Raw genomic sequence first — 22,982 nt, forward strand, 5'->3', positions numbered from 1 at the left:
GTATTCGTTGGCGTCGATGCTTTGTGCGCATTTGACGCGATCAGCGGCGAAAAAGACACTATTCGGCGGCTTGCGTGGCGGCGTCGGTGGTCATGAGCGGCTTGCGGCGCGTGCGTTCCGGCGCGGGCGGCGCAAGCTTCGCGGCGCGTGCCTCGGCCATGCGGGCCTCGGCGATCGCGCAGTAATCCGCGTTGATCTCGTAGCCCGCGAACTGCCGGCCGTGACGCGCGCACGCGACGCCCGTCGTGCCGCTGCCCATGAACGGATCGAGCACGCGGCCGCCTGGCGGACAGCTCGCCAGCACCATGCGCTCGACGATCTCCAGCGGCTTTTGCGTCGGATGATCGACCCGCTCCGCGTGCTGCCTGTGCAACCGCGAAACCGACCAGACATCCTTCGGGTTATAGCCAAGCTCCAGCCACTTGCTGCCTTCGAAGATTTTGCGCGAGCGCGCCTTTTTCGTCTCTGCGTCGTAGGGTATGCGCACCGGATCGAGATCGAAGTAGTAATCCTTCGATACCGCGAAATAACCGATGTTGTCGTGCACCGACGTAAATTTACGCGTCGTTCCGCCCATGCTCGGCACACGCCGGTCCCAGACGATCTCGTTGATCATCAAAAGGCGGCGCTTCAGGAACACGAACAGTTCGGGCGAATATTGCCAGGTGCAGAAGATGTACAGCGAGCCGCTGGGTTTCAGCTTCGGAATCGCCAGGTCGAGCCAGCGATACGTCCACTCCAGAAAGGCGTCGCCGGACAGCATGTCCGAGTCGTTCCCGTAATCCTTGCCCAGACCATAGGGCGGGTCCGCGACGATTAGATCGATCGACGCATCGGGAATGTTTTCGGCATCGGCCAGAAAATCGCGGTTGCGGATGTCGCTGCCGGTGCTCTGGAGAGCGCCGGCAGACAACGGCTCGTCAATGACGGTGCGCATCGGCTAGTGGCTTAGAACTGAATGCCCGATCGCTCGGCGACCGTATGCATGTCCTTGTCGCCGCGGCCCGACAGATTGACAAGCAGCACCTTGTCGCGCGGCAGCGTCTTCGCGAGCTTCGCCCCGTACGCCAGCGCGTGGCTCGACTCCAGCGCCGGAATGATGCCCTCGATGCGGCAGCAGTCGTGGAACGCCTTGAGCGCTTCCTCGTCCGTGATGCCGACGTATTCCGCGCGGCCCGCGTCCTTCAGCCACGCGTGCTCGGGACCGACGCCCGGATAATCCAGACCCGCCGACACCGAATGCGTCTCGATGATCTGGCCGTCCGCGTCCTGCAGCAAATACGTGCGGTTGCCGTGCAGCACGCCAGGGCTTCCGCCCATCAGCGATGCCGCGTGGCGGCCCGTATCGATACCGTCGCCCGCCGCTTCAACGCCAATCAACCTGACGTCTTTATCGTCGATATACGGATAAAAGATGCCCATCGCATTCGATCCGCCGCCGACGCAAGCGATCACCGCATCCGGCTGACGGCCCGCCATTTCGGGCATCTGCACGCGGCATTCGTCGCCGATCACGCGCTGGAAGTCACGCACCATCATCGGGTAAGGATGCGGGCCCGCCACCGTGCCGATGATGTAGAACGTGTTCTCCACGTTCGTCACCCAGTCGCGCATGGCTTCGTTGAGCGCATCCTTGAGCGTCTTCGAGCCGGATTCGACCGGCACGACCGTCGCGCCCAGCAGTTTCATGCGATAGACGTTCGCCGCCTGACGCCGCACGTCCTCCGCGCCCATGTAGACGACGCATTCCATGCCGAAGCGCGCCGCGATGGTCGCGGTCGCCACGCCATGCTGCCCCGCGCCCGTTTCGGCGATCACGCGCGGCTTGCCCATCTTGCGGGCGAGCAGCGCCTGGCCGATCACGTTGTTGACCTTGTGCGCGCCCGTGTGATTCAGATCTTCGCGCTTCAGATAAAGCTGCGCGCCGCCGAGCATCTCGCTCCAGCGCTTCGCGTGATAAATGGGCGAAGGGCGGCCGACATAATGCTTCAGCTCGTAGTCGTATTCTTTCTGAAACTCGGGATCTTTCTGAGCCGCGTCATACGCGTCGCGCAATTCGTCGAGCGCGTGGATGAGCGTTTCGGAGACGAACACGCCCCCATATTGGCCGAAATGGCCTCTTTCGTCTGGCAAGTTGTACATTGCGTCACTCTCTCGGTTACGCGAGCCGCTGGCGCGGCTCACGTTCGAATCACCCGGCGTCCGCCGCGCGCACTGCGCGCACGAACGCCGCCATTCGGGCGGGATCTTTCACGCCCTTGGCGCCCGGCACTTCGATGCCGCTCGAGACATCGACCGCGTACGGGCGCACACGCCGAATGGCGTCACTGACGTTTTGCGCGTTCAACCCACCACTCAAAACGGCCCGATGCCCGAGATCTGTTGGGATAAGTGACCAATCGAATACCTTTCCACCGCCGCCGAAGCCCTCGACGAGTGCGTCGAGCAGAATGCCGCCTGCGGCCTTGAATTCAAGAGAAGATTCTATCAAATGGCTTGTGGACGCATCAGCCCCAATTCGCAATGCGCGCCAATAGGATAAACCCGCAATTGCCGCGAGTTCTTCGCATCGTTCGGGCGTTTCATCGCCGTGAAATTGCAGCAGCGAAAGCGGCACGTTCGAGGTGACTTCCCGGATCCACTCGGGCGTCGCGTTCACGAAAAGGCCGACCGCCGAGACGAGCGGCGGCACATGGCGCGCCAGTTCGACGGCCTGCGCGACGCTTACCGAGCGCGGACTCGGCGGATAGAACACGAAGCCCACGGCGTCCGCGCCGAGCGCGACGGCGTGTTGCACGTCTTCGGCGCGCGACAGTCCGCACAGTTTGATGCGGGTGCGATGCAAATCTTGTTCGGTCATTTCGGCTCTGCCCAGATTGCACTCCAGGGCATGCTGGCGATGTGCGGCGGTGGCACCGCGAAGTGTTCAGGATAACCGACCCCGGCCAGATACAGCCCGTCGGGCATGAAGGTCGGCGCGGCGGCACGGCGGTCGCGGGCGGCGAGCACCTCGGCCATCCACGACGCGGGATGACGGCCCCGCCCGATCGCGACGAAGCAGCCCATCAGGTTGCGCACCATGTGATGCAAAAACGCATTGGCGCGAAAGCGAAAGTGGATGAAATCGCCCTGCTCGCGAATGTCGATCTGATAGACGTGTTTCACCGGCGTCTTCGACTGGCAATCGGCGGCGCGGAACGACGAAAAATCATGCTCGCCGACGAGGCATACGACGGAATCGCGCATCGCTTCGACGTCGAGCGGCGTATGCACCCAGCCCGCGCGTTTCGCGAGCATGGGTGAACGCACCGGATTAACGTACAACACGTAAAAATAGGTCCGCTCGAAGGCGGCGAAGCGCGCGTGGAAGTCGTCCGGCATCGGCTTTGCCCACTGCACCGCGACCGTGTCCGGCAGGAACGCGTTCGTGCCGCGCACCCACGAGAATTCGGCGCGGTCGAGATCGGTATCGAAATGGACGACCTGACCGATCCCGTGCACGCCCGTATCCGTTCTCCCCGCTACAACGGTCGCGAGCGGCGTCTGGGCGAACTTCGCCAAGGCACGCTCAAGCTCGTTCTGCACCGTCTTGCCGTGCGGCTGCGATTGCCAGCCGCAAAACGCCGCGCCGTCGTACTGAATGCCAAGAGCAATGCGCATCAGGAATGCGGAGCGAGCGTCGACAGGAGCGTGGCTGCCTGATGGCGCGTCGCCGGATCGTTCGATTCGATCACTTCCTGCAGCAAGGTGCGCGCACCGGAAAGATCGCCCAATTCGATGTATTCGGCCGCCAGTTCGAGCTTATTGCGCGCGATCGTCGCCAGTTGCGCGGGCGTCAGGGCAGGCAGCGGCTCGCTCGCGCTCGACGCCCGTCCGAGATCGAAATCGAGACTGAGCGGCCCGAAACGCGTCGCGCCGAGACCGGCGACCGACGCCGCGCCAGCGGTGCCCGCTTCGATCTGCGCCGCGACGGACTGGCTCTGCGACTGCGTGTGCGGCACGGCTTCGAGGGGGGTGAAGGGCTGCGGAACGAAGGGCGCATGCTCGATCGGCGTGACCCCGGTCGGCAGCGGCGGCACCTGCGCGAGACGCGGCTCCCGCGGCGTCTCGGCGGCGGGCGGCGTCGCCGCTTCCGGCTCCGCAACGACCGGCGGCTTGATCGTCAAATCCATACGCGGCGGCAACTCCATGTCGAGCGAGCCCAGCGCCTGAATCGCGTCCTGCGGAAACTTGGGCATCGGAAAACGATGCGCGACGACAGGTTCGTCGTCCAGCGCGACGCCCGACTTTTCGGCTTCGCGCGCGGCCTGCTCTTCGATGTCGCGCTGCTCGGCGGCGCGCTGTTCGGCGGCCTGTTCTTCGGCGGCGCGCGCCTGGAGTTCGCGCAGTTCGGCCTCGCGCGCGATGATTTCGCGTGCCGCCGCCTCGCGCGCCGACTCCTCGCGCTCGGTCACCTGACGCATTTCAGCTTCGCGCAGCTGGGCTTCGCGCGCAGCCGTGTCGCGCTCGAGCGCCTCGCGCGCGGCGGCTTCGCGCGCGCGAATCTCGCGCTCCTCGGCTTCCCGCGCCGCAGCCTGGCGGGCGGCGGCTTCTCGCTCCTCGCTCTCCCATTTTTCGGCTTCGCGCCGGGCCGCGTCGCGCGCCGCGATTTCGCGAGCGTGCTGCTCATGCTGTTCGTGCGCATCCGCCTCGCTGACGAGGGCATCGGGCAACGGCGGAACGAAGTCGGGATGCCGCGCCGCGGGCGCAGCGGGGGAGAACGGTTCGTCGTGCGACGGCCGAGCGGGCTTCGCTTCGGTTGCAGGCGGCAGTTCGTCGCCCGACGAGGTCGCGGGCGGCTGCGGCGCGTCCGCGTTTTCGATATTCACCGCCGCTGAATTCAACTCTGGCTGATCGCGCGCATCGGATTCACCTGCGAGACCGGCCGCGCCGCCGGCGGCCGCGGCTGCGCGTGCCTTGCGCATCGCTTCGTTGCGCCTGTCGGCGTCGGCCTGGGCTTCCTCGAGGCTCGAAAAAGTCCGTGGCGTGCGATCGGCGTCGTCGAGTTGGGCCGCGCGGCGCTTGTTGCGCCTCGTCCGGAGCAGCAGGACACCGATCACCACGATCACGATGGCGACGATGAACGGCGTGAGCCCAATCACGGCCGGCGTGACGCCGGTCGGCTTGACCGGCGCGGGAGCGGGCGCAGGCGCACTCGCCGGTGCGGCCTCGGGCTGCGGTTCCGGCGCGGGCGCGGCGTTCGCCGGCGCGCTCGCTTGCGGCTCGACGGCCGGCGCCGCCGGCGTCGCCGCCGTGGCATTTTCGGACGCGGGCGCGGGCGCGGCAGGCGCTGGCGTCTCGGCCGGCGCGGACGCGACCGGTTGCACGGGAGCGGCAGAAGGCGCTGCCGGGGCAGCGGCCGCGCCACTCAGATCGGCGGGCACATTGAGCACCGCGCCAAGCCTCAGCTTGTTGATATCGTGATTGCCGAACGCGTTGGGATTCGCTTCGAAGAGGGCGCGCGCCGCGCGGGCGCGGACATCGCGGTCCTTCGATCCGGTGAGTTCGCCGGCAATGTCGCTCAGCGACTGCCCCGGTTTGACCGCGTAGGTTTGCCCGGTCGCGGCGGCGGCGGCCGCATCGCTTGCCTGGGCGAGCGCATCGCCGGGATTCGCCCAGAACGCCGCGCATAGGGCGAAGCCTGTCGCGGCGAGCGCCGCACGCGATGACGAAAGGAAAGACCGGCGAGGTCGTTGGATCATTGAGGCTCCGGGTGCGACAAAAGTTGAAACATACGGCGAAAATCGTCCTGTGAGCAGTGCTTTGCAACAAAACAGCACAAAAACAAAAAGCGCCGCGGGAAACGCGGCGCTTTTTGAGATGGCACGCGCTTCCAGGCGCGTAGTTTACTTTACTTGTCGAGCAGAATGCGCAGCATGCGGCGCAGCGGTTCAGCCGCGCCCCACAAGAGCTGATCGCCGACCGTGAACGCCGACAGATACTCGCCGCCCATCGCCAGCTTGCGCAGACGGCCGACCGGCACCGTGAGCGTGCCCGTGACGACCGCGGGCGACAGATCGCGGATCGACGCGTCGCGCTCGTTCGGCACGACCTTCACCCAGTCGTTCGCCGAGGCGAGGATACCGTGCACTTCGTCCAGCGGCACGTCCTTCGTGAGCTTGATGGTGAGCGCCTGCGAGTGGCAGCGCATCGCGCCGATACGCACGCACAAACCGTCGACGGGAACCGAGCCCGGCGTGCCCATTGCCGGCTTGCCGAGAATCTTGTTGGTTTCCGCGCCGCCCTTCCACTCTTCCTTCGACATGCCGTTGCCGAGATCCTTGTCGATCCACGGAATCAGCGAGCCCGCGAGCGGCACGCCGAAGTTGTCGACGGGCATGCGCTCGCCGTTCATCGCCGCGAGCACGCGGCGGTCGATGTCGAGAATCGCCGACGACGGATCCGCCAGATCTTCCTTCGCGGAACCGTACAGCACGCCCATCTGCTGCAGCAGTTCGCGCATGTTCTGCGCACCCGCGCCCGATGCCGCCTGATACGTCATCGCGGTCGTCCACTCGACGAGGTTCTCGCGGAACAGGCCGCCCAGCGCCATGAGCATGAGGCTGACCGTGCAGTTGCCGCCGATGAAGTCGCGCCCGCCCTTCACGAGCGAATCCTTGATGACGTTCAGGTTCACCGGATCGAGAATGATGACCGCGTCGTCCTTCATGCGCAGCGCCGACGCCGCGTCGATCCAGTAGCCCTTCCAGCCCGCCGCGCGCAGCTTCGGATACACCTCATTGGTGTAGTCGCCACCCTGGCAGGTGATGATGGCGTCGCACTTTTTCAGGTCGTCGATGCTCGTTGCGTCCTTGAGCTTCGTCTCGTTTTTGGCGAACGACGGCGCGTTGCCGCCCGCATTGCTGGTGCTGAAAAACACCGGTTCGATCAAGTCGAAATCGCCTTCCTGCTGCATGCGTTGCATCAGGACGCTGCCGACCATACCGCGCCAACCAACGAGACCTACGTTCATGACTAACCTTTGACTGTGGACGCTTCCCCGCATCTTTACCCGGCGTGGCCGCGCGGGGAAGACGCTCGGACACGAGGGACGATCAGCGAATCGTGATCGCTTTGGGGGAAATTTTCGTAATGCGCGTTTTGACGCCGCCGATGATGGCGGCCATGCGCGTGCCGATGGCGAGTTCCGTCGCTACGGCATTTGAGCCGCGTCCGATGGAAACCAGAGAGAATTGAGAGTTCTTCGCCATAGCAAAGCAATATACACGATTACCCGATGTTTTCGTCGCCGCGATTTTGCGAACGCGTGAAAATCGTTGGGATCGTGCAAGAACATCGGCAAAAAGAGACGATCGGCCGCTCTATTGCATCGAAGCGCCGATCGTCGTTCGCGTGATTACAGCGCCTTCAGCACCGCGTCGCCCATTTCCTTCGTGCCGACGATCTTGCCGTCCGCCGTGGCGATATCGCCGGTGCGGAAGCCCTGCTCCAGCACCTTCTTCACCGCGCTTTCGATGCGGTCGGCCTGTTCCGCCTTGCCGAGCGAGTAGCGCAGCATCATCGCGGCGGAGAGGATGGTCGCGAGCGGATTGGCCACGCCCTTGCCCGCGATGTCCGGCGCGGAACCGTGCGACGGCTCGTACAGGCCCTTGTTGTTCTTGTCGAGCGACGCCGACGGCAGCATGCCGATGGAGCCGGTGAGCATGGCGGCTTCGTCCGACAGAATGTCGCCGAACATGTTGCCCGTGACGACGACATCGAATGCTTTCGGCGCTTTCACGAGCTGCATCGCCGCGTTATCGACGTACATGTGCGACAGCTCGACCTCCGGATATTCCTTCGCGACGTCGATCATCGTGTCGCGCCACAGTTGCGACGTTTCGAGCACGTTGGCCTTGTCCACGCTCGTCAGCTTCTTCTGGCGCTTTTGCGCTGCCTGAAATGCGACATGAGCGATGCGGCGCACTTCCGGCTCGGAATAGCGCATCGTGTCGAAGCCTTCCTTCGCGCCTTCGAACGGGCCGTCCGGCGCATCGCGCAGGCCGCGCGGCGCGCCGAAATAGATGTCGCCGTTGAGTTCACGGACGATGAGAATGTCGAGGCCCGACACGATTTCGGCTTTCAGCGACGACGCGCCCGTCAATTGCGGATAGCAGATTGCCGGACGGAAGTTCGCGAAGAGTTGCAGATGCTTGCGCAGGCCGAGAATCGCCTGCTCGGGACGCAGCGCGCGTTCGAGCTTGTCGTACTTCCAGTCGCCGACCGCGCCGAAGAGAATCGCGTCGGCTTCCTTTGCGAGCTTCAGCGTGGATTCCGGCAGCGGATGACCTTGCGCCTCGTAGCCCGCGCCGCCGACGGGCGCTTCTTCCAGTTCGAACTTCTCGCCGAGCGCGTTGAGCACCTTGACCGCTTCGGCCGTGATTTCCGGACCGATCCCGTCGCCGGGCAGCACTGCAATTTTCATCGTCTCTTCCTTTCGTTGCGTGGTTCGATTTATCCGACGAGCCGGTTATTCAGCCACGGCTGCTTCGCCAGACGCTCGGCCTCGTACGCCTTGATCTTGTCCGCGTGACGCAGCGTGAGACCGATATCGTCGAACCCGTTCAGCAGGCAGTATTTGCGAAAACCAGGCACTTCGAATGCGTACTCGGTGCCGTCGCCGGTGCGCACGACTTGCGCTTCGAGATCGATCGTCAGCTTGAAACCGACGAACGCGTAGGTCTCGTTGAAGAGCTTGTCGACTTGCTGCTCGGTCAGCACGACCGGCAACAGGCCGTTCTTGAAGCAATTGTTATAGAAAATATCCGCGAAGCTCGGCGCGATGATTGCGCGAAAGCCGTACTGATCCAGCGCCCAGGGTGCGTGCTCGCGCGAGCTGCCGCAGCCGAAATTCTTGCGCGTCAGCAGCACGGACGCGCCCTGATAGCGCGCCTGGTTGAGCACGAAATCCGGATTCAGCGGACGCTTGCTGTTGTCCTGGCCGGGCTGGCCGACATCGAGGTAACGCCATTCGTCGAACGCGTTCGGGCCGAAGCCCGTGCGCTGGATCGACTTCAGGAACTGCTTCGGGATGATCGCGTCCGTATCGACGTTTTCGCGATCGAGCGGCGCCACGAGGCCGCTATGTACGATGAACTTTTCCATGGTCTTTCTCAGTGTCCGGGTTGATCTGGCACGATCACGCGAGCTTGCGCACGTCGACGAAATGGCCTTCGATGGCGGCCGCGGCGGCCATCGCGGGGCTCACGAGGTGCGTGCGTCCGCCCGCGCCCTGACGGCCTTCGAAGTTGCGGTTCGAGGTCGATGCGCAGCGCTCGCCCGGCTCCAGGCGGTCGGCGTTCATCGCGAGGCACATCGAGCAGCCCGGCTCGCGCCATTCGAAGCCCGCGTTCGTGAAGATCTTGTCGAGACCTTCGCGCTCGGCCTGCGCCTTGACGAGTCCCGAGCCGGGCACGACCATCGCGAGACGGATGTTCGACGCGACGCGCTTGCCGAGCGACTTCACGACATATGCCGCCGCGCGCAGGTCTTCGATGCGCGCATTCGTGCACGAGCCGATGAAAATCTTGTCCGGCTGGATCGATTCGATCGGCGTATTCGGCGTCAGCGCCATGTAGCTCAGCGCGCGCTCGATCGCGTCGCGCTTGACGGGATCTTTTTCCTTCTCGGGATCGGGCACGCGACCATCGATGGACGTGACCATTTCCGGCGACGTGCCCCACGTCACCTGCGGCACGATCTCAGCCGCGTTGATCTCGACCACGCGGTCGAACTGCGCGCCGTCATCCGTTTTGAACTGGCGCCAGTACTCGACCGCCTGCTTCCATTCGACGCCCTGCGGCGAGTACGGACGATCCTTCAGATAGTTGATGGTGATGTCGTCGACCGCGACCATGCCGGCGCGCGCGCCCGCTTCGATCGCCATGTTGCAGACGGTCATGCGGCCTTCCATCGACAGCGCGCGGATGGTCGAGCCGCCGAATTCGATTGCGTAGCCCGTGCCGCCCGCCGTGCCGATCTTGCCGATGATCGCGAGCACGATGTCCTTCGCCGTGCAGCCGCGCGGCAACGCGCCTTCGACCTTCACCAGCATGTTCTTGCTCTTTTTCTGCAAGAGCGTTTGCGTGGCGAGGACGTGCTCCACTTCCGACGTGCCGATGCCGTGCGCGAGCGCGCCGAACGCGCCGTGCGTGGACGTGTGCGAGTCGCCGCAGACGATCGTCATACCGGGCAACGTCGCGCCCTGCTCCGGCCCGATGATGTGCACGATGCCCTGGCGCAGGTCGTTCATCTTGAACTGCGTGATGCCGAAGCTATCGCAGTTGGAATCGAGCGTATCGACTTGCAGCTTCGACACCGGATCGGCGATGCCGTGCGAACGGTCGGTGGTCGGCACGTTGTGGTCGGACACCGCGAGATTCGCGCTGATGCGCCACACCGGGCGGCTGGCCAGCTTCAAGCCTTCGAAGGCTTGCGGGCTGGTCACTTCATGCAGCAGGTGACGGTCGATGTAGAGGATCGAGGTACCGTCCTCTTCCGTGTGGATCACGTGGGTGTTCCACAATTTGTCGTAGAGAGTCTGAGCCATGATGTGCGCTTTCGTGGGTGACTGCGGGGTTTTTGTCGGTGTCTAGCTTGTTCGACGATTATGCCACTGCCAGACGCGCGGCGGGTACTAGGGTGTGAGAAAAAACCGTGTAAAAACAGTGGGTTATGGGGGTGGTGGCAATACCTGGATGGGGAGTACCCGGCTTAGCGGCGGTCGGGATAAAAAGTGATGGTCTGGAGCTCGCACTTTCGTCGAAGGCCTTGTCAATCGAACGTTGCGGCAGAAGCGACGCAAAAAGGCCCGTGAAGGCTGAAATGCAAAAAGCCCCGGCGATCACTCACCGGGGCTTTCTCACACCTTACCTGCCTGATGTATTCAGCTTAGCGCTTCGCGAGCGGCTTCACTTCACGCGGCGTCTGGCCAATGAACAACTGACGCGGACGGCCAATCTTCTGCTCGGGATCCGCAATCATCTCGTTCCACTGCGCAATCCAGCCGACCGTGCGTGCCATCGCGAAGATACACGTGAACATCGACGTGGGGATGCCCAGCGCGCGCTGCACGATGCCCGAGTAGAAATCGACGTTCGGATACAGCTTGCGCGACACGAAGTATTCGTCTTCCAGCGCAATCTTCTCGAGTTCCATCGCGAGCTTGAACAGCGGGTCGTCGTGCAGGCCGAGTTCGTTCAGCACTTCGTGGCACGTCTCGCGCATCAGCTTCGCGCGCGGGTCGTAATTCTTGTACACGCGATGACCGAAGCCCATCAGCTTCACGCCCGAATTCTTGTCCTTCACCTGCTTGATGAACTCGGGGATGTTGTCGACCGAGCCGATCTCTTCCAGCATGTTCAGCGCGGCTTCGTTCGCGCCGCCGTGCGCCGGGCCCCACAGACATGCGATGCCGGCCGCGATACACGCGAACGGATTCGCGCCCGACGAACCGGCGAGACGCACCGTGGAGGTCGATGCGTTCTGCTCGTGGTCCGCGTGCAGGATCAGAATACGGTCGAGCGCGCGCACCAGCACGTCGTTGACCTTGTACTCTTCGCACGGGTTCGAGAACATCATGTGCATGAAGTTCGCGCTGTACGACAGCTCGTTCTTCGGATACACGAACGGCTGGCCGATGCTGAACTTGTACGCCATCGCCACCAGCGTCGGCAGCTTCGCGATCATGCGAATGGCCGAGACTTCACGGTGACGCGGATCGTTGATGTTCAGCGAATCGTGATAGAACGCCGACAGCGCGCCGACCGCAGCCGTCAGCACGGCCATCGGATGCGCGTCGCGACGGAAGCCGCGGAAGAAGAAGTGCATCTGCTCGTGCACCATCGTGTGACGCGTAACCGTGTCCACGAATTCCTTGTTCTGCGCTTCGTTCGGCAGTTCGCCCTTCAGCAGCAGGTAGCACGTTTCGAGGAAGTCCGCGTTCACGGCGAGTTGCTCGATCGGGTAGCCGCGATACAGCAGTTCGCCCTTGTCGCCGTCGATATACGTGATCGCCGAATTGCACGCCGCCGTCGACATGAAGCCCGGGTCATACGTGAACTTGCCGGTCTGACCGTACAACTTGCGGATGTCGATCACGTCCGGGCCCATGGTGCCCTTGTAGATCGGCATTTCGACGCTCGGCGAGTTGTCGCTGAACGATAGCGTGGCTTTAACATCTGACGGGGTCATAGCACATCCTCAATCGAAGTATGAATACAGGTTCTCGATAATTTGCACGACGGAAGCTGCGCGGCAAAACTGTCTTATCGGCCTGTGTGCACTGCAGCAGGCCTATTTTGCAAAACTCCGCGATTTCCTGCAGAACTCACGCGGTACGCAGCATGTCCAGCAGGCGGATCACATCCGGCGTCGCCAGGTCGCCCTCGGGCTCCGTGCGCGCCAGCAGCAAGTCCATCAGTTCGTTGTCGCTCAGTTCCAGCAGGCGGGTCAAGGCGGCCACGTCGGCGTCACTGAGGTCATGCTCATATCGGCTGAAGAAACGCTCGAAGATCAGATCGTTTTCCAGCAGGCCGCGCCGTGCACGCCAGCGAAGGCGCGCGCGGCGAAGGGGATCGGACTGGTGAGATTCGTCCATTTTCAAACCGCCCGGCGCACCATCAATTCCTTGATCTTGCCGATCGCCTTGGTCGGATTGAGCCCCTTGGGGCACACGTCGACGCAATTCATGATCGTATGGCAACGGAACAGACGATACGGATCTTCCAGGTTGTCCAGGCGTTCGCCGGTCGCCTGATCGCGGCTGTCCGCGATGAAGCGATACGCTTGCAGCAGGCCCGCCGGTCCCACGAACTTGTCCGGGTTCCACCAGAAACTCGGGCACGACGTCGAGCAGCTCGCGCACAGAATGCACTCGTACAGGCCGTCGAGCTCATCGCGCTCGACCGGCGATTGCAGCCGCTCCTTCTCGGGCGGCGGCGTGTCATTGATCAGGTACGGCTTGATCGAATGATACTGGTTGAAGAACTGCGTGAAATCGCAGATCAGATCGCGCACCACCGGCAGCCCCGGCAGCGGACGCAGCACGATCTTCTGCGGCAGCTCGTTCAGGTTCGTCAGGCACGCAAGCCCGTTCTTGCCGTTGATGTTCATCGCATCCGAACCGCACACGCCTTCGCGGCACGAGCGGCGGAACGACAGCGTTTCGTCGACTTCCTTGAGCTTCACCAGCGCGTCGAGCAGCATGCGCTCATGCGTCAGATCGAGCTCGTACGTCTGCATGCGCGGCGCGGCGTCCTTGTCCGGATCGTAGCGATAGACTTCAAAAATTCTCTTTGCCATTTCGATTTCCTTGCTATGCGCCTTAGAACGTACGCGCCTTGGGCGGCACCGATTCCACCGTCAGCGGCTTCATCTGCACCGGCTTGTACTCCAGGCGATCGCCTTCGCTGAACCACAGCGTATGACGCATCCAGTTCTCGTCATCGCGATGCTCGTAGTCGCTGTGCGCATGCGCGCCACGGCTTTCCTTGCGCGCTTCGGCCGACACCATCGTCGCGCGCGCCACTTCGATCAGGTTCGCCAGTTCCAGCGCTTCGACCTTCGCCGTGTTGAACACCTTCGACTTGTCCTTCAGATGCACGTGCTTCACGCGCTCCGAGAGTTCCGCGATCTTGCCCACGCCCTCTTCGAGCAGCTTCGCCGTGCGGAACACGCCCGCATGCGCCTGCATCGAGGCGCGAATGTCGTTGGCGATGCTCTGCGTGTATTCGCCCGACGTCGACTTCTCCAGCACCGCGAGACGCTCCATCGCGAAGTCGGCGGCATCGGCCGGCAGCGGCTTGTGCTCCTTCATCTCGCTGGCATGCTTGATGATGTGATTGCCCGCCGCGCGGCCGAACACGACCAGATCGAGCAGCGAATTCGTGCCCAGGCGGTTCGCGCCGTGCACTGAAACGCACGAGCATTCGCCCACGGCGTAGAACCCGTTGACCGGATCGTTGTAGCCCTTGGCCGTGCCGACAACCTGGCCGTGCATGTTCGTCGGGATACCACCCATCTGATAGTGGATGGTCGGCACGACAGGAATCGGCTCCTTGATGCAGTCGACGTTGGCGAACTTCAGCGCGATCTCGCGAATCGACGGCAGACGCTTCATGATCGTCTCGGCGCCGATGTGCGACAGGTCCAGCAGCACGTGGTCCTTGTTCGGACCGACGCCGCGCCCTTCCTTGATCTCCTGGTCCATCGAACGCGAAACGAAGTCGCGCGGCGCGAGATCCTTCAGCGTCGGCGCATAGCGCTCCATGAAGCGATCGCCGTTCGCGTTGCGCAAGATGCCGCCTTCGCCGCGCACGCCTTCGGTGATCAGCACGCCCGCGCCCGCGACACCCGTCGGGTGGAACTGCCAGAACTCCATGTCCTGCAGCGCGATGCCCGAGCGCGCGGCCATGCCCAAGCCATCGCCCGTGTTGATGAACGCATTCGTCGATGCCGCGAAGATACGGCCCGCGCCGCCCGTGGCGAAGAGCGTGGTCTTGCCTTCGAGGATATAGACCTCGCCCGTTTCCATTTCGAGCGCGGTGACACCGAGCACGTCGCCGTCGGCGTCGCGGATCAGATCCAGCGCCATCCATTCGACGAAGAAGTGCGTTTTAGCCGCGACGTTCTGCTGATACAGCGTGTGCAGCAAGGCGTGACCGGTGCGGTCGGCCGCGGCACAGGCGCGCTGCACGGGCTTCTCGCCATAGTTCGCCGTGTGGCCGCCGAACGGGCGCTGATAGATCGTGCCATCCGCGTTACGGTCGAACGGCATGCCCATGTGTTCGAGCTCGTACACGGCGTTCGGCGCTTCGCGGCACATGAACTCGATCGCGTCCTGGTCGCCGAGCCAGTCGGAGCCCTTGATCGTGTCGTAGAAGTGATAGTGCCAGTTGTCTTCGCTCATGTTGCCAAGCGATGCGCCGATGCCGCCTTGCGCGGCCACCGTATGCGAGCGCGTCGGAAACACCTTCGAGAGCACCGCGACGGAGAGCCCCGCGCGCGCCAGTTGCAGCGACGCGCGCATGCCCGATCCGCCCGCGCCCACGATCACCACGTCAAAGCGCCGACGCGGCAGAGAAGTCTTGATTGCAGCCATGTTCTTTAAACTCTCCAGAGAATCTGTGCAGCGTAGCCGGCGCATCCGATGAGCCACAGGATGGTCAACACCTGCAGGAACAGGCGCACGCCCATCGGCTTCACGTAATCCATCCAGATGTCGCGAATGCCGACCCACGCGTGATAGAACAGGCAAAGCAAGGCTACGAATGTCGCGAGCTTCATCCACTGAGTCGCGAAGATGCCCGCCCAGCCTTCATACGAGAAGTTGTGCGCGGCGAAGAACCAGAACAGCAGAATGACGGTGTACGCGGCCATCACGACCGCGGTGATGCGTTGCGCGAGCCAGTCGCGCAGACCGTAATGCGCGCCCACGACCAGGCGCTTGGGGCCGACTCGATTTTGCGTTGCCATGTTTAGAACACTCCGAAGATCTTGAGCGCCATCGCGAGCGTGAGCAACAGCGAAACGATCAGCACGATCAGCGCGCTTTGCTTGCCGCCTTGCTTGTTCACGCCCACGTGCGTGTCGAGCAGCAGAAAGCGGATACCCGCGCAGAAGTGATGCAGATACGCCCACGACAGCACGAGCGTGATGATCTTGACGATGGGGTTGGCCAGAAAGCCCTTGAACGCGTCGAAGCTGATTTCCGACGTGAGGCTCTGATCGAGCAGATACAGGATGAACGGCAGGCACACGAACAGCAGCAAGCCGCTGATGCGATGCAGGATCGACACCTTCCCTGCCAGCGGCAAGCGATACTTCGCGATTTGACCGATCCCGATGTTCCGGTATTCAGGCCTTGGTTTTTTTACGGCTTCAGCCATGCTAGACCCCAACTTGTTAAAACACTAACCTGCGATTTTAGCGCCTTTTTATTTCGCGCTGCAGCGATGAGCAACCCAGGAGACCGTTGCCTCGCGCGCGAAAAAAGCCTTGCGGCACGCGTGTTTTGCCAGCACTCAGCCAGTGCCCGCAACCCCGTCTTTCGTTCGATCAACTCAAGTCGTTCTGATAGTAATAACCGGTCGTGACATACCATCCGCGCCGCACTTCGACCGGACGATCGCCATACGTATAGGACACGCGCTCCACCGACAGCAACGGGAATCCCTGCGCGACATCGAGGAACTGCGCGACGGTTTCGTCGGCGGCGACGGCGCGGATCTTTTCCGAGGCGCGAATCATGCGCGTGCCAAACTCGGTTTCGAACATCGCGTAGAGCGGCCCCTTGTATTCCGCGAGGCGCTCCGCCGTGAGGCCGCGAAACACGGCGCCCGGCAGCCAGATTTCGTCGAATACGGTCGTTACGCCATCAAACTGCAACAAGCGCTTGATAAGAACGACGGGATCGGCGGGCTTCAAATCGAGCTGACGCGCGATCTCGGCGGGCGCGCGCAGGCGCCTGCATTCGAGCAGACGGCTGACATGGGGATGAACGTCGCCATCGTCGGGCAACAGGCGCAGGAAGCGGAACTGCACGCGGTCTTCGTTGTGCGTCGCAACGAACGTGCCTTTGCCCTGACGGCGAACGAGAAGATTGTCGGCGGCGAGCTCGTCGATGGCTTTGCGCACCGTGCCCTGGCTCACCTTGTAGCGCGCGGCCAGCTCGACCTCGCTCGGGATGATCTCGCCGGGCTTCCACTCGCCGGATTCGAGCCCTTGCGTAATGAGGGCCTTGATTTGCTGATACAGCGGGCTGAACGTCGGCGACGGCGTGCTCGCGGCCTCAGCCGCCGGTGCAGTGCCGTTGGGGGTCGTCGTGTTCGCCGGGCTGGAATTCATGCCGCGCATTTCAACACAAGGCCCGCCGTGCGTCCAGACTTTTCCCGCAGAATCCTATGTCTTATATAAGACATAAGATAGTGTTGACATTAGTTCGGACCGCTCCTACACTCCTTGTCGAGCAAGGGTTTGCGGGTCGTTGCGAGAGTGCAGGAACCGCCGGTCGGCGTGTTTTCCGAGGCGTTCCCGCCCAGAGAATACGGCAATTTCACGGCCTCCACGCATCGCGCAGCATACCGCCAGGCACGCCCTTTCGCTTCCGTCTCACGCCGATCGGCCACTCGATTCGCGCGCCGCTGCCTGTCCCACGCCTCGCAACGTCAAGCGCCGTCTCGAATGGGCGCGTTGCCGTCGGACCCAAGCGAAATCACGGCGTTCTCCACGTACCTCCCGCACCTCTCTCGCTCGAAGAGAAAGATTCATGGCATGGCAGTCACGCCGTGACGCCGATGCGCCGCACGAGTTCAGGCTCGCCCGGCCGGCTTCGAGCGATTCGCGCATGGCATGGCCGGCATGTCTTCATCAACGCTTGGCGTATCGCGCATAAAATGGCGTTTTTCCCTAGCGTTCCACGCACAGTCCAGGAGAGTTCTCAATGGCTAAGTCCGCAAAGCGCGTTGCCGTAACCGGCGCCGCAGGTCAAATCGGCTATTCGCTGCTGTTCCGCATCGCCAACGGCGATCTGCTCGGCAAAGACCAGCCCGTGATTCTTCAGTTGCTCGATCTGCCGCAAGCGCAAGGCGCCGTGAAGGGCGTCGTCATGGAACTCGAAGACTGCGCGTTCCCGCTGCTCGCGGGCGTGGTCGTCACGGACGATCCCAAGGTTGCGTTCAAGGACGCCGACGTCGCGCTGCTCGTGGGCGCGCGCCCCCGTTCGAAGGGCATGGAGCGCAAGGACCTGCTGTCGGCGAACGCCGAGATCTTCACGGTTCAGGGCAAGGCGCTGAACGATGTCGCGAGCCGCGACGTGAAGGTGCTCGTGGTCGGCAACCCGGCAAACACGAATGCCTACATCGCGATGAAGTCGGCGCCGGATCTGCCGAAGAAGAACTTCACGGCCATGCTGCGTCTGGACCACAACCGCGCGCTGTCGCAACTGGCGGCCAAGTCGGGCAAGCCGGTCGCGTCGATCGAAAAGCTCGCCGTGTGGGGCAACCACTCGCCGACGATGTACCCCGACTTCCGCTTCGCGACCGCCGAAGGCCAGGACCTGACGAAGCTCATCAACGACGACGAATGGAACCGCAACACGTTCATCCCGACCGTCGGCAAGCGCGGCGCGGCGATCATCGAAGCGCGCGGCCTGTCGTCGGCGGCTTCGGCGGCTAACGCGGCGATCGATCACGTGCGCGACTGGGTGCTCGGCACGAACGGCAAGTGGGTCACGATGGGCATTCCGTCGGATGGCTCGTACGGCATTCCGGAAGACATCATCTACGGGGTCCCCGTCACGTGCGAAAACGGCGAGTACAAGCGTGTGGAAGGCCTCGAAATCGACGCCTTCTCGCGCGAGAAGATGGACGGCACGCTGAACGAACTGCTCGAAGAGCGCGACGGCGTCTCGCATCTGCTCGGCAAGTAAGCATGGTGTGACGAAGGGAAGCTCGTGGAGCGCTTCCCTTCGGCGCGATCGCCTCTCGGCGTTCGCGCGTGATTCGAACGCGCTTGAAGAAGCGTCGAGCGCGTTCGAATCATCGAGCAAGATCGAATTCAATTCTCCCCAATCGGACCCGACGCCGACGATGCGCACGCTCACTCCCGCCGAAGTGCTGTTTGACGGCGAACCGCAACCCGCGGTTCTCCCGCCCTGCGATCACTACGCCGGCAGCGAGAAGCTGATGAGAAAGTCGCTGGCGTTGCAGGCGCAACTGGGCCCGGTGTTCGACATCACGCTCGATTGCGAAGACGGCGCGCAAGTCGGCCGCGAAGCCGAGCACGCGGAACTGGTCGCATCGTTCGTCGGCGGCGAGGAAGACCGCTTCGGGCGCGTGGGCGTGCGCATCCACGACTATCATCACCGCGCGTGGCGCGACGACGCGCGCATCATCCTGCGCAGCGCGAAAAAGGCGCCCGCGTTCATCATGCTGCCGAAGATTCGCAGCGTTCTCGATGCCGCCGAGATGGTGGCCTTCATCGAAGCAACGCGCATCGAGTTCGGCATTCAGCAAGCGATTCCCTGTCATCTGCTCGTCGAGACGCATGGCGCGCTCGCGCAAGCGTTCGAACTCGCGGCGTTGCCGGGCGTCGAATCGCTGAGCTTCGGGCTGATGGACTTCGTCTCCGCGCACAACGGCGCGATTCCCGATACCGCGATGCGCTCGCCCGGCCAGTTCGATCATCCGCTCGTGCGTCGCGCGAAGCTCGAGATCGCGGCCGCGTGTCACGCGCACGGCAAAGTGCCGTCGCACAATGTGTCGACGGAAGTGCGCGACATGAGCGTCGTCGCGAACGATGCCGCGCGCGCCCGCGGCGAATTCGGCTACACGCGCATGTGGAGCATCCATCCGGATCAGATCCGGCCGATCGTCGAGGCTTTCTCGCCGCGCGCCGATGAAATCGCGCTCGCCGCGGAGATCCTGCTCGAAGCGCAACGCGCGCAGTGGGGCCCGACGCGTCACGGCGACACGCTGCACGACCGCGCGAGTTATCGCTATTACTGGTCGGTGCTGCGCCGCGCGCACGCCACGGGACAGACGATGCCCGACGAATGCGCGCCGCTTTTCGCCGCGCCCGCGACGGAACCGAACGCATGAGCACCGGATCGCAGTTCAAGCACAACAAGTAGCGCCGCCTTGCGCGCGCTCGAAAGGAGACTTGAGAGCATGACCGATACCGCATCGACCGAAGCACCCGCAAGCGGCGCATTCAAGCCGAAGAAATCCGTCGCGCTGTCGGGCGTGACGGCAGGCAATACCGCGCTGTGCACGGTGGGCAGGACCGGCAACGATCTGCACTATCGCGGCTATGACATTCTCGATATCGCGACGACTTCCGAGTTCGAAGAGATCGCCTATCTGCTCGTGCATGGCAAGCTGCCGAATACCGCCGAGTTGAAGGCGTACAAGACCAAGCTGAAGGCGCTGCGCGGCCTGCCCGCGAATCTCAAGGCCGCACTGGAATGGATTCCGGCCTCCGCGCATCCGATGGACGTGATGCGCACCGGCGTCTCCGTGCTCGGCACGCTCTTGCCCGAGAAAGACGATCACAACGTGCCGGGCGCGAAGGATATCGCCGATCGCCTGATGGCCTCGCTCGGCTCGATGCTGCTGTACTGGTATCACTATTCGCACAACGGCAAGCGCATCGAAGTGGAAACGGACGACGATTCCATCGGCGGGCACTTCCTGCATTTGCTGCACGGCAAGGAGCCGTCGAAATCGTGGGTCGAGGCGATGCACGTCTCGCTCAATCTCTACGCCGAGCATGAATTCAACGCCTCGACGTTCACCGCGCGCGTGATCGCCGGTACGGGCTCCGACATGTATTCGGCAATCACCGGCGCGATCGGCGCGCTGCGCGGCCCGAAGCATGGCGGCGCGAACGAAGTGGCCTACGAAATCCAGTCGCGCTATCAGTCGCCGGATGAAGCGGAAAGCGACATCAAGCGCCGCGTCGAAGCCAAGGAAGTGGTGATCGGCTTCGGCCATCCGGTGTACACGATCTCCGATCCGCGCAACAAGGTCATCAAGGAAGTCGCGAAGACGCTCTCGAAGGAAGCGGGCGACACCAAGCTCTTCGATATCGCCGAGCGCCTCGAATCGGTGATGTGGGACGCGAAGAAGATGTTCCCGAATCTCGACTGGTTCAGCGCGGTTTCATATCACATGATGGGCGTGCCGACCGCCATGTTCACGCCGCTGTTCGTGATCTCGCGCACCTCGGGCTGGGCGGCGCACATCATCGAGCAACGCATCGACAACAAGATCATCCGGCCGAGCGCGAATTACACCGGACCGGAGAATTTGAGGTTCGTGCCGATAAATAAGCGAAAATAGTGGGCTGCGCGATCGGATTTCGCGATGAGGAAGTCCACGCCGCGCGGCAACCACCATTTAACCCCAATGTTTTTGAAAGGTTTTTTTCGATGAATAAACTTCTGATCGCTGCAATCGCCGGAACGCTGGCTACGACGAGCGTCTTCGTCAGCGCCGACGCCTTCGCCGCGACGACCACCGATTCGGGCAAGACCAAGGCCAGCTCCACGGCCAAGCGTCCTGCCCCGGCTCGCCGCCTGATCAAGCGCAGCCCCAAGGCCGAAGCGGCCGCGGCGGCCAAGGTTGATCCGATCCCCGAAGGTGCAGTGAAATGGGCGTGTAAGGACGGTCAAGCTTTCTACCTGAAAGGCGACATGAAGCGTGACACCATTGTCACGGTGAACTGGGCCAAGAAGGATTACAAGCTGCCCCGTCAGGACACGACGACGGGCGCGGACCGCTTCCACGATCCGGCATCGGGCATGGATCTGGTCGTGATCCCGTCGAAGGCAATGCTTTTCTCCGACAAGGACTCGTCGCGCCTGGCCGACGAGTGCATGACGCCGGCCATGGCCGCTGGCGGCGCAGCGCCGACGCAGTCGGAAGCACTGATCAAGAACGTGCAATAACCCAGGCAGCACTTACATCAGGAATCATTCGATGTCCGCACCGATCTCCAACGTCCGCCCTGATCCGGACAAGGTACTCGTCGACATAGTCGATTACGTTCTCAACTACAAGGTCGACAGCACGCTTGCGCTCGAAACGGCGCGCAACTGCCTCATCGACACGCTCGGTTGCGGACTCGAAGCCCTCTCCTATCCCGCCTGCACCAAGCTGATGGGACCCATCGTGCCCGGCACGATCGTCCCCAACGGGGCGAAGGTGCCCGGCACCCAGTTTCAGCTCGACCCGGTTCAGGCCGCCTTCAATATCGGCGCGATGATCCGCTGGCTCGACTTCAACGACACATGGCTCGCCGCCGAATGGGGCCATCCGTCGGACAATCTGGGCGGCATTCTCGCCACCGCCGACTGGCTTTCGCGCAACGCGATCGCGTCGGGCAAGAAGCCGCTCGCCATGAAAGACGTCCTGATCGCGATGGTCAAGGCGCACGAAATTCAAGGCTGCATCGCGCTGGAGAATTCGTTCAACAAGGTCGGCCTCGATCACGTTTTGCTCGTAAAGCTCGCCTCGACGGCGGTTGTCGGGCAGATGATCGGCTTGACGCGCGATGAGCTCATCAACGCGGTATCGCTCGCCTTCGTCGATGGTCATTCGCTGCGCACGTATCGGCATGCGCCGAACACGGGCTCGCGCAAGTCGTGGGCCGCCGGCGACGCGACTTCGCGCGCCGTGCGTCTCGCGCTGATCGCGAAGACCGGCGAGATGGGCTATCCGTCGGTTCTGAGCGCTAAAACATGGGGTTTTTACGATGTGCTCTTCAAGGGCAACGCGTTCGAGTTCCAGCGTCCGTACGGCTCGTACGTGATGGAGAACGTGCTCTTCAAGATCTCGTTCCCCGCCGAGTTCCATTCGCAAACCGCGGTCGAAGCGGCGATGACGCTGCACGGCAAGCTGAAAGATGCTGGCAAAAGCGTCGAGGACATCAAGAAGATCACGATCCGCACGCACGAAGCGGCGATTCGCATCATCGACAAGAAGGGGCCGCTGAACAACCCGGCCGACCGCGATCACTGCATTCAGTACATGATCGCCGTGCCGCTGATTCACGGCCGTCTCACCGCGGCGGATTACGAAGATTCGATCGCGCAGGATCCGCGCATCGACACGCTGCGCGCGACGATGGAATGCGTGGAAGATCCGCAATACACGAAGGATTATCACGACCCGGACAAGCGTTCGATCGCCAACGCGCTCACCGTCGAGTTCAATGACGGCACGAAGCTCGATGAAATCGCGGTCGAATATCCGATCGGTCACAAGCGCCGGCGCGCTGACGGCATTCCGCTGCTCGTCGAGAAGTTCAAGACGAACCTCGCACGGCGCTTTCCGCAGAAGCAACAGCAGGCGATCCTCGCGGTCTCGCTCGATCAGGCAAAGCTCGAAGCGATGCCGGTCAATGAATATGTCGATCTGTATGTGATTTGAACCAAGCAGCGC

At 62.9% G+C, this 22,982-nt stretch carries 21 protein-coding genes; 5 read left to right on the plus strand and 16 right to left on the minus strand.

Annotation, left to right across the window (positions count from 1 at the left end; genetic code table 11):
- Positions 1–58 precede the first annotated feature (58 nt).
- From LY284_RS22755 to LY284_RS22830, 16 genes are all read right to left on the minus strand, one after another.
- The gene (locus LY284_RS22755; protein ID WP_233388052.1) at positions 59–937 is read right to left on the minus strand and encodes a site-specific DNA-methyltransferase; all 879 of its coding nucleotides are present in this window, start codon (positions 935–937) and stop codon (positions 59–61) included.
- 11 nt (positions 938–948) lie between these two features.
- Positions 949–2,142: a tryptophan synthase subunit beta gene (gene trpB / locus LY284_RS22760; protein ID WP_053569410.1), complete on the minus strand. Its 1,194-nt coding sequence runs from the start codon at positions 2,140–2,142 to the stop codon at positions 949–951.
- Positions 2,143–2,191: 49 nt separating this feature from the next.
- A complete protein-coding gene (locus LY284_RS22765; protein ID WP_014251416.1) occupies positions 2,192–2,860 on the minus strand; it encodes a phosphoribosylanthranilate isomerase in 669 nt (222 codons plus the stop codon).
- The gene (gene truA, locus LY284_RS22770; protein ID WP_233388053.1) at positions 2,857–3,660 is read right to left on the minus strand and encodes a tRNA pseudouridine(38-40) synthase TruA; all 804 of its coding nucleotides are present in this window, start codon (positions 3,658–3,660) and stop codon (positions 2,857–2,859) included. The genes LY284_RS22765 and truA overlap by 4 nt, the downstream gene beginning before the upstream one ends.
- Entirely contained in the window at positions 3,660–5,741 is a 2,082-nt protein-coding gene (locus LY284_RS22775; RefSeq protein ID WP_233388054.1) for a FimV/HubP family polar landmark protein, read from the minus strand. The genes truA and LY284_RS22775 overlap by 1 nt, the downstream gene beginning before the upstream one ends.
- A 149-nt stretch (positions 5,742–5,890) precedes the next feature.
- Complete coding sequence (gene asd, locus LY284_RS22780) at positions 5,891–7,012, minus strand: aspartate-semialdehyde dehydrogenase (RefSeq protein WP_014251419.1); 1,122 nt, start codon at positions 7,010–7,012, stop codon at positions 5,891–5,893.
- Positions 7,013–7,396: 384 nt separating this feature from the next.
- Positions 7,397–8,464: a 3-isopropylmalate dehydrogenase gene (leuB, locus tag LY284_RS22785; protein ID WP_233388055.1), complete on the minus strand. Its 1,068-nt coding sequence runs from the start codon at positions 8,462–8,464 to the stop codon at positions 7,397–7,399.
- Between the two features lie 29 nt (positions 8,465–8,493).
- Positions 8,494–9,144 (minus strand): 3-isopropylmalate dehydratase small subunit, encoded by a 651-nt coding sequence (gene leuD, locus LY284_RS22790; RefSeq protein WP_053569413.1) that lies wholly within the window; start codon positions 9,142–9,144, stop codon positions 8,494–8,496.
- 34 nt (positions 9,145–9,178) lie between these two features.
- Positions 9,179–10,588 (minus strand): 3-isopropylmalate dehydratase large subunit, encoded by a 1,410-nt coding sequence (leuC, locus tag LY284_RS22795; protein ID WP_077158948.1) that lies wholly within the window; start codon positions 10,586–10,588, stop codon positions 9,179–9,181.
- Between the two features lie 341 nt (positions 10,589–10,929).
- Positions 10,930–12,231 carry a citrate synthase gene (gltA, locus tag LY284_RS22800; RefSeq protein WP_087050199.1) on the minus strand — a complete coding sequence of 434 codons (1,302 nt, stop codon included), beginning with the start codon at positions 12,229–12,231 and terminating at the stop codon, positions 10,930–10,932.
- A 136-nt stretch (positions 12,232–12,367) separates the two neighbouring features.
- Positions 12,368–12,637, minus strand: a complete 270-nt coding sequence (locus LY284_RS22805) for a succinate dehydrogenase assembly factor 2 (protein ID WP_014251426.1) — start codon at positions 12,635–12,637, stop codon at positions 12,368–12,370.
- Between the two features lie 2 nt (positions 12,638–12,639).
- Positions 12,640–13,341 (minus strand): succinate dehydrogenase iron-sulfur subunit, encoded by a 702-nt coding sequence (locus LY284_RS22810; protein ID WP_014193767.1) that lies wholly within the window; start codon positions 13,339–13,341, stop codon positions 12,640–12,642.
- Positions 13,342–13,363: 22 nt separating this feature from the next.
- Complete coding sequence (gene sdhA, locus LY284_RS22815; protein ID WP_014193768.1) at positions 13,364–15,139, minus strand: succinate dehydrogenase flavoprotein subunit; 1,776 nt, start codon at positions 15,137–15,139, stop codon at positions 13,364–13,366.
- 5 nt (positions 15,140–15,144) lie between these two features.
- The gene (gene sdhD, locus LY284_RS22820; RefSeq protein ID WP_014193769.1) at positions 15,145–15,513 is read right to left on the minus strand and encodes a succinate dehydrogenase, hydrophobic membrane anchor protein; all 369 of its coding nucleotides are present in this window, start codon (positions 15,511–15,513) and stop codon (positions 15,145–15,147) included.
- A 2-nt stretch (positions 15,514–15,515) separates the two neighbouring features.
- On the minus strand, positions 15,516–15,926 hold the full coding sequence (gene sdhC / locus LY284_RS22825) for a succinate dehydrogenase, cytochrome b556 subunit (RefSeq protein WP_014193770.1): 411 nt from the start codon (positions 15,924–15,926) through the stop codon (positions 15,516–15,518).
- A gap of 169 nt (positions 15,927–16,095) precedes the next feature.
- Positions 16,096–16,893: a GntR family transcriptional regulator gene (locus LY284_RS22830; RefSeq protein WP_014251429.1), complete on the minus strand. Its 798-nt coding sequence runs from the start codon at positions 16,891–16,893 to the stop codon at positions 16,096–16,098.
- A 586-nt stretch (positions 16,894–17,479) separates the two neighbouring features.
- Between LY284_RS22830 and LY284_RS22835 the strand changes: the two genes are divergently transcribed.
- The 5 genes from LY284_RS22835 to LY284_RS22855 all read left to right on the plus strand — a co-directional run bounded on the left by LY284_RS22835 (position 17,480) and on the right by LY284_RS22855 (position 22,970).
- Positions 17,480–18,466 carry a malate dehydrogenase gene (locus LY284_RS22835; RefSeq protein WP_014251430.1) on the plus strand — a complete coding sequence of 329 codons (987 nt, stop codon included), beginning with the start codon at positions 17,480–17,482 and terminating at the stop codon, positions 18,464–18,466.
- A 160-nt stretch (positions 18,467–18,626) separates the two neighbouring features.
- A complete protein-coding gene (locus tag LY284_RS22840; RefSeq protein ID WP_233388418.1) occupies positions 18,627–19,637 on the plus strand; it encodes a CoA ester lyase in 1,011 nt (336 codons plus the stop codon).
- Between the two features lie 69 nt (positions 19,638–19,706).
- Complete coding sequence (prpC, locus tag LY284_RS22845; RefSeq protein ID WP_233388056.1) at positions 19,707–20,879, plus strand: 2-methylcitrate synthase; 1,173 nt, start codon at positions 19,707–19,709, stop codon at positions 20,877–20,879.
- An 89-nt stretch (positions 20,880–20,968) separates the two neighbouring features.
- Positions 20,969–21,487, plus strand: a complete 519-nt coding sequence (locus LY284_RS22850; protein WP_014251433.1) for a hypothetical protein — start codon at positions 20,969–20,971, stop codon at positions 21,485–21,487.
- A gap of 31 nt (positions 21,488–21,518) precedes the next feature.
- Positions 21,519–22,970, plus strand: coding sequence for a bifunctional 2-methylcitrate dehydratase/aconitate hydratase (locus LY284_RS22855; RefSeq protein ID WP_233388057.1), 1,452 nt, complete (start codon positions 21,519–21,521; stop codon positions 22,968–22,970).
- Positions 22,971–22,982: the final 12 nt, after the last annotated feature.

It is taken from the genome of Caballeronia sp. PC1, assembly GCF_021353155.1.
Classification (GTDB): domain Bacteria; phylum Pseudomonadota; class Gammaproteobacteria; order Burkholderiales; family Burkholderiaceae; genus Caballeronia; species Caballeronia cordobensis.

What these genes read in the sequence shown, in the direction of transcription:
- LY284_RS22840 (WP_233388418.1), top strand. Translation starts at nt 18,627, where the DNA reads ATGCGCACGCTCACTCCCGCCGAAGTGCTGTTTGACGGCGAACCGCAA.
- leuB (WP_233388055.1), bottom strand. Translation starts at nt 8,464, where the DNA reads ATGAAAATTGCAGTGCTGCCCGGCGACGGGATCGGTCCGGAAATCACG.
- LY284_RS22775 (WP_233388054.1), bottom strand. Translation starts at nt 5,741, where the DNA reads ATGATCCAACGACCTCGCCGGTCTTTCCTTTCGTCATCGCGTGCGGCG.
- LY284_RS22855 (WP_233388057.1), top strand. Translation starts at nt 21,519, where the DNA reads ATGTCCGCACCGATCTCCAACGTCCGCCCTGATCCGGACAAGGTACTC.
- asd (WP_014251419.1), bottom strand. Translation starts at nt 7,012, where the DNA reads ATGAACGTAGGTCTCGTTGGTTGGCGCGGTATGGTCGGCAGCGTCCTG.
- sdhC (WP_014193770.1), bottom strand. Translation starts at nt 15,926, where the DNA reads ATGGCTGAAGCCGTAAAAAAACCAAGGCCTGAATACCGGAACATCGGG.
- LY284_RS22755 (WP_233388052.1), bottom strand. Translation starts at nt 937, where the DNA reads ATGCGCACCGTCATTGACGAGCCGTTGTCTGCCGGCGCTCTCCAGAGC.
- leuC (WP_077158948.1), bottom strand. Translation starts at nt 10,588, where the DNA reads ATGGCTCAGACTCTCTACGACAAATTGTGGAACACCCACGTGATCCAC.
- LY284_RS22805 (WP_014251426.1), bottom strand. Translation starts at nt 12,637, where the DNA reads ATGGACGAATCTCACCAGTCCGATCCCCTTCGCCGCGCGCGCCTTCGC.
- LY284_RS22765 (WP_014251416.1), bottom strand. Translation starts at nt 2,860, where the DNA reads ATGACCGAACAAGATTTGCATCGCACCCGCATCAAACTGTGCGGACTG.
- truA (WP_233388053.1), bottom strand. Translation starts at nt 3,660, where the DNA reads ATGCGCATTGCTCTTGGCATTCAGTACGACGGCGCGGCGTTTTGCGGC.
- gltA (WP_087050199.1), bottom strand. Translation starts at nt 12,231, where the DNA reads ATGACCCCGTCAGATGTTAAAGCCACGCTATCGTTCAGCGACAACTCG.
- sdhA (WP_014193768.1), bottom strand. Translation starts at nt 15,139, where the DNA reads ATGGCTGCAATCAAGACTTCTCTGCCGCGTCGGCGCTTTGACGTGGTG.
- LY284_RS22810 (WP_014193767.1), bottom strand. Translation starts at nt 13,341, where the DNA reads ATGGCAAAGAGAATTTTTGAAGTCTATCGCTACGATCCGGACAAGGAC.
- trpB (WP_053569410.1), bottom strand. Translation starts at nt 2,142, where the DNA reads ATGTACAACTTGCCAGACGAAAGAGGCCATTTCGGCCAATATGGGGGC.
- LY284_RS22835 (WP_014251430.1), top strand. Translation starts at nt 17,480, where the DNA reads ATGGCTAAGTCCGCAAAGCGCGTTGCCGTAACCGGCGCCGCAGGTCAA.
- LY284_RS22850 (WP_014251433.1), top strand. Translation starts at nt 20,969, where the DNA reads ATGAATAAACTTCTGATCGCTGCAATCGCCGGAACGCTGGCTACGACG.
- sdhD (WP_014193769.1), bottom strand. Translation starts at nt 15,513, where the DNA reads ATGGCAACGCAAAATCGAGTCGGCCCCAAGCGCCTGGTCGTGGGCGCG.
- prpC (WP_233388056.1), top strand. Translation starts at nt 19,707, where the DNA reads ATGACCGATACCGCATCGACCGAAGCACCCGCAAGCGGCGCATTCAAG.
- leuD (WP_053569413.1), bottom strand. Translation starts at nt 9,144, where the DNA reads ATGGAAAAGTTCATCGTACATAGCGGCCTCGTGGCGCCGCTCGATCGC.
- LY284_RS22830 (WP_014251429.1), bottom strand. Translation starts at nt 16,893, where the DNA reads ATGCGCGGCATGAATTCCAGCCCGGCGAACACGACGACCCCCAACGGC.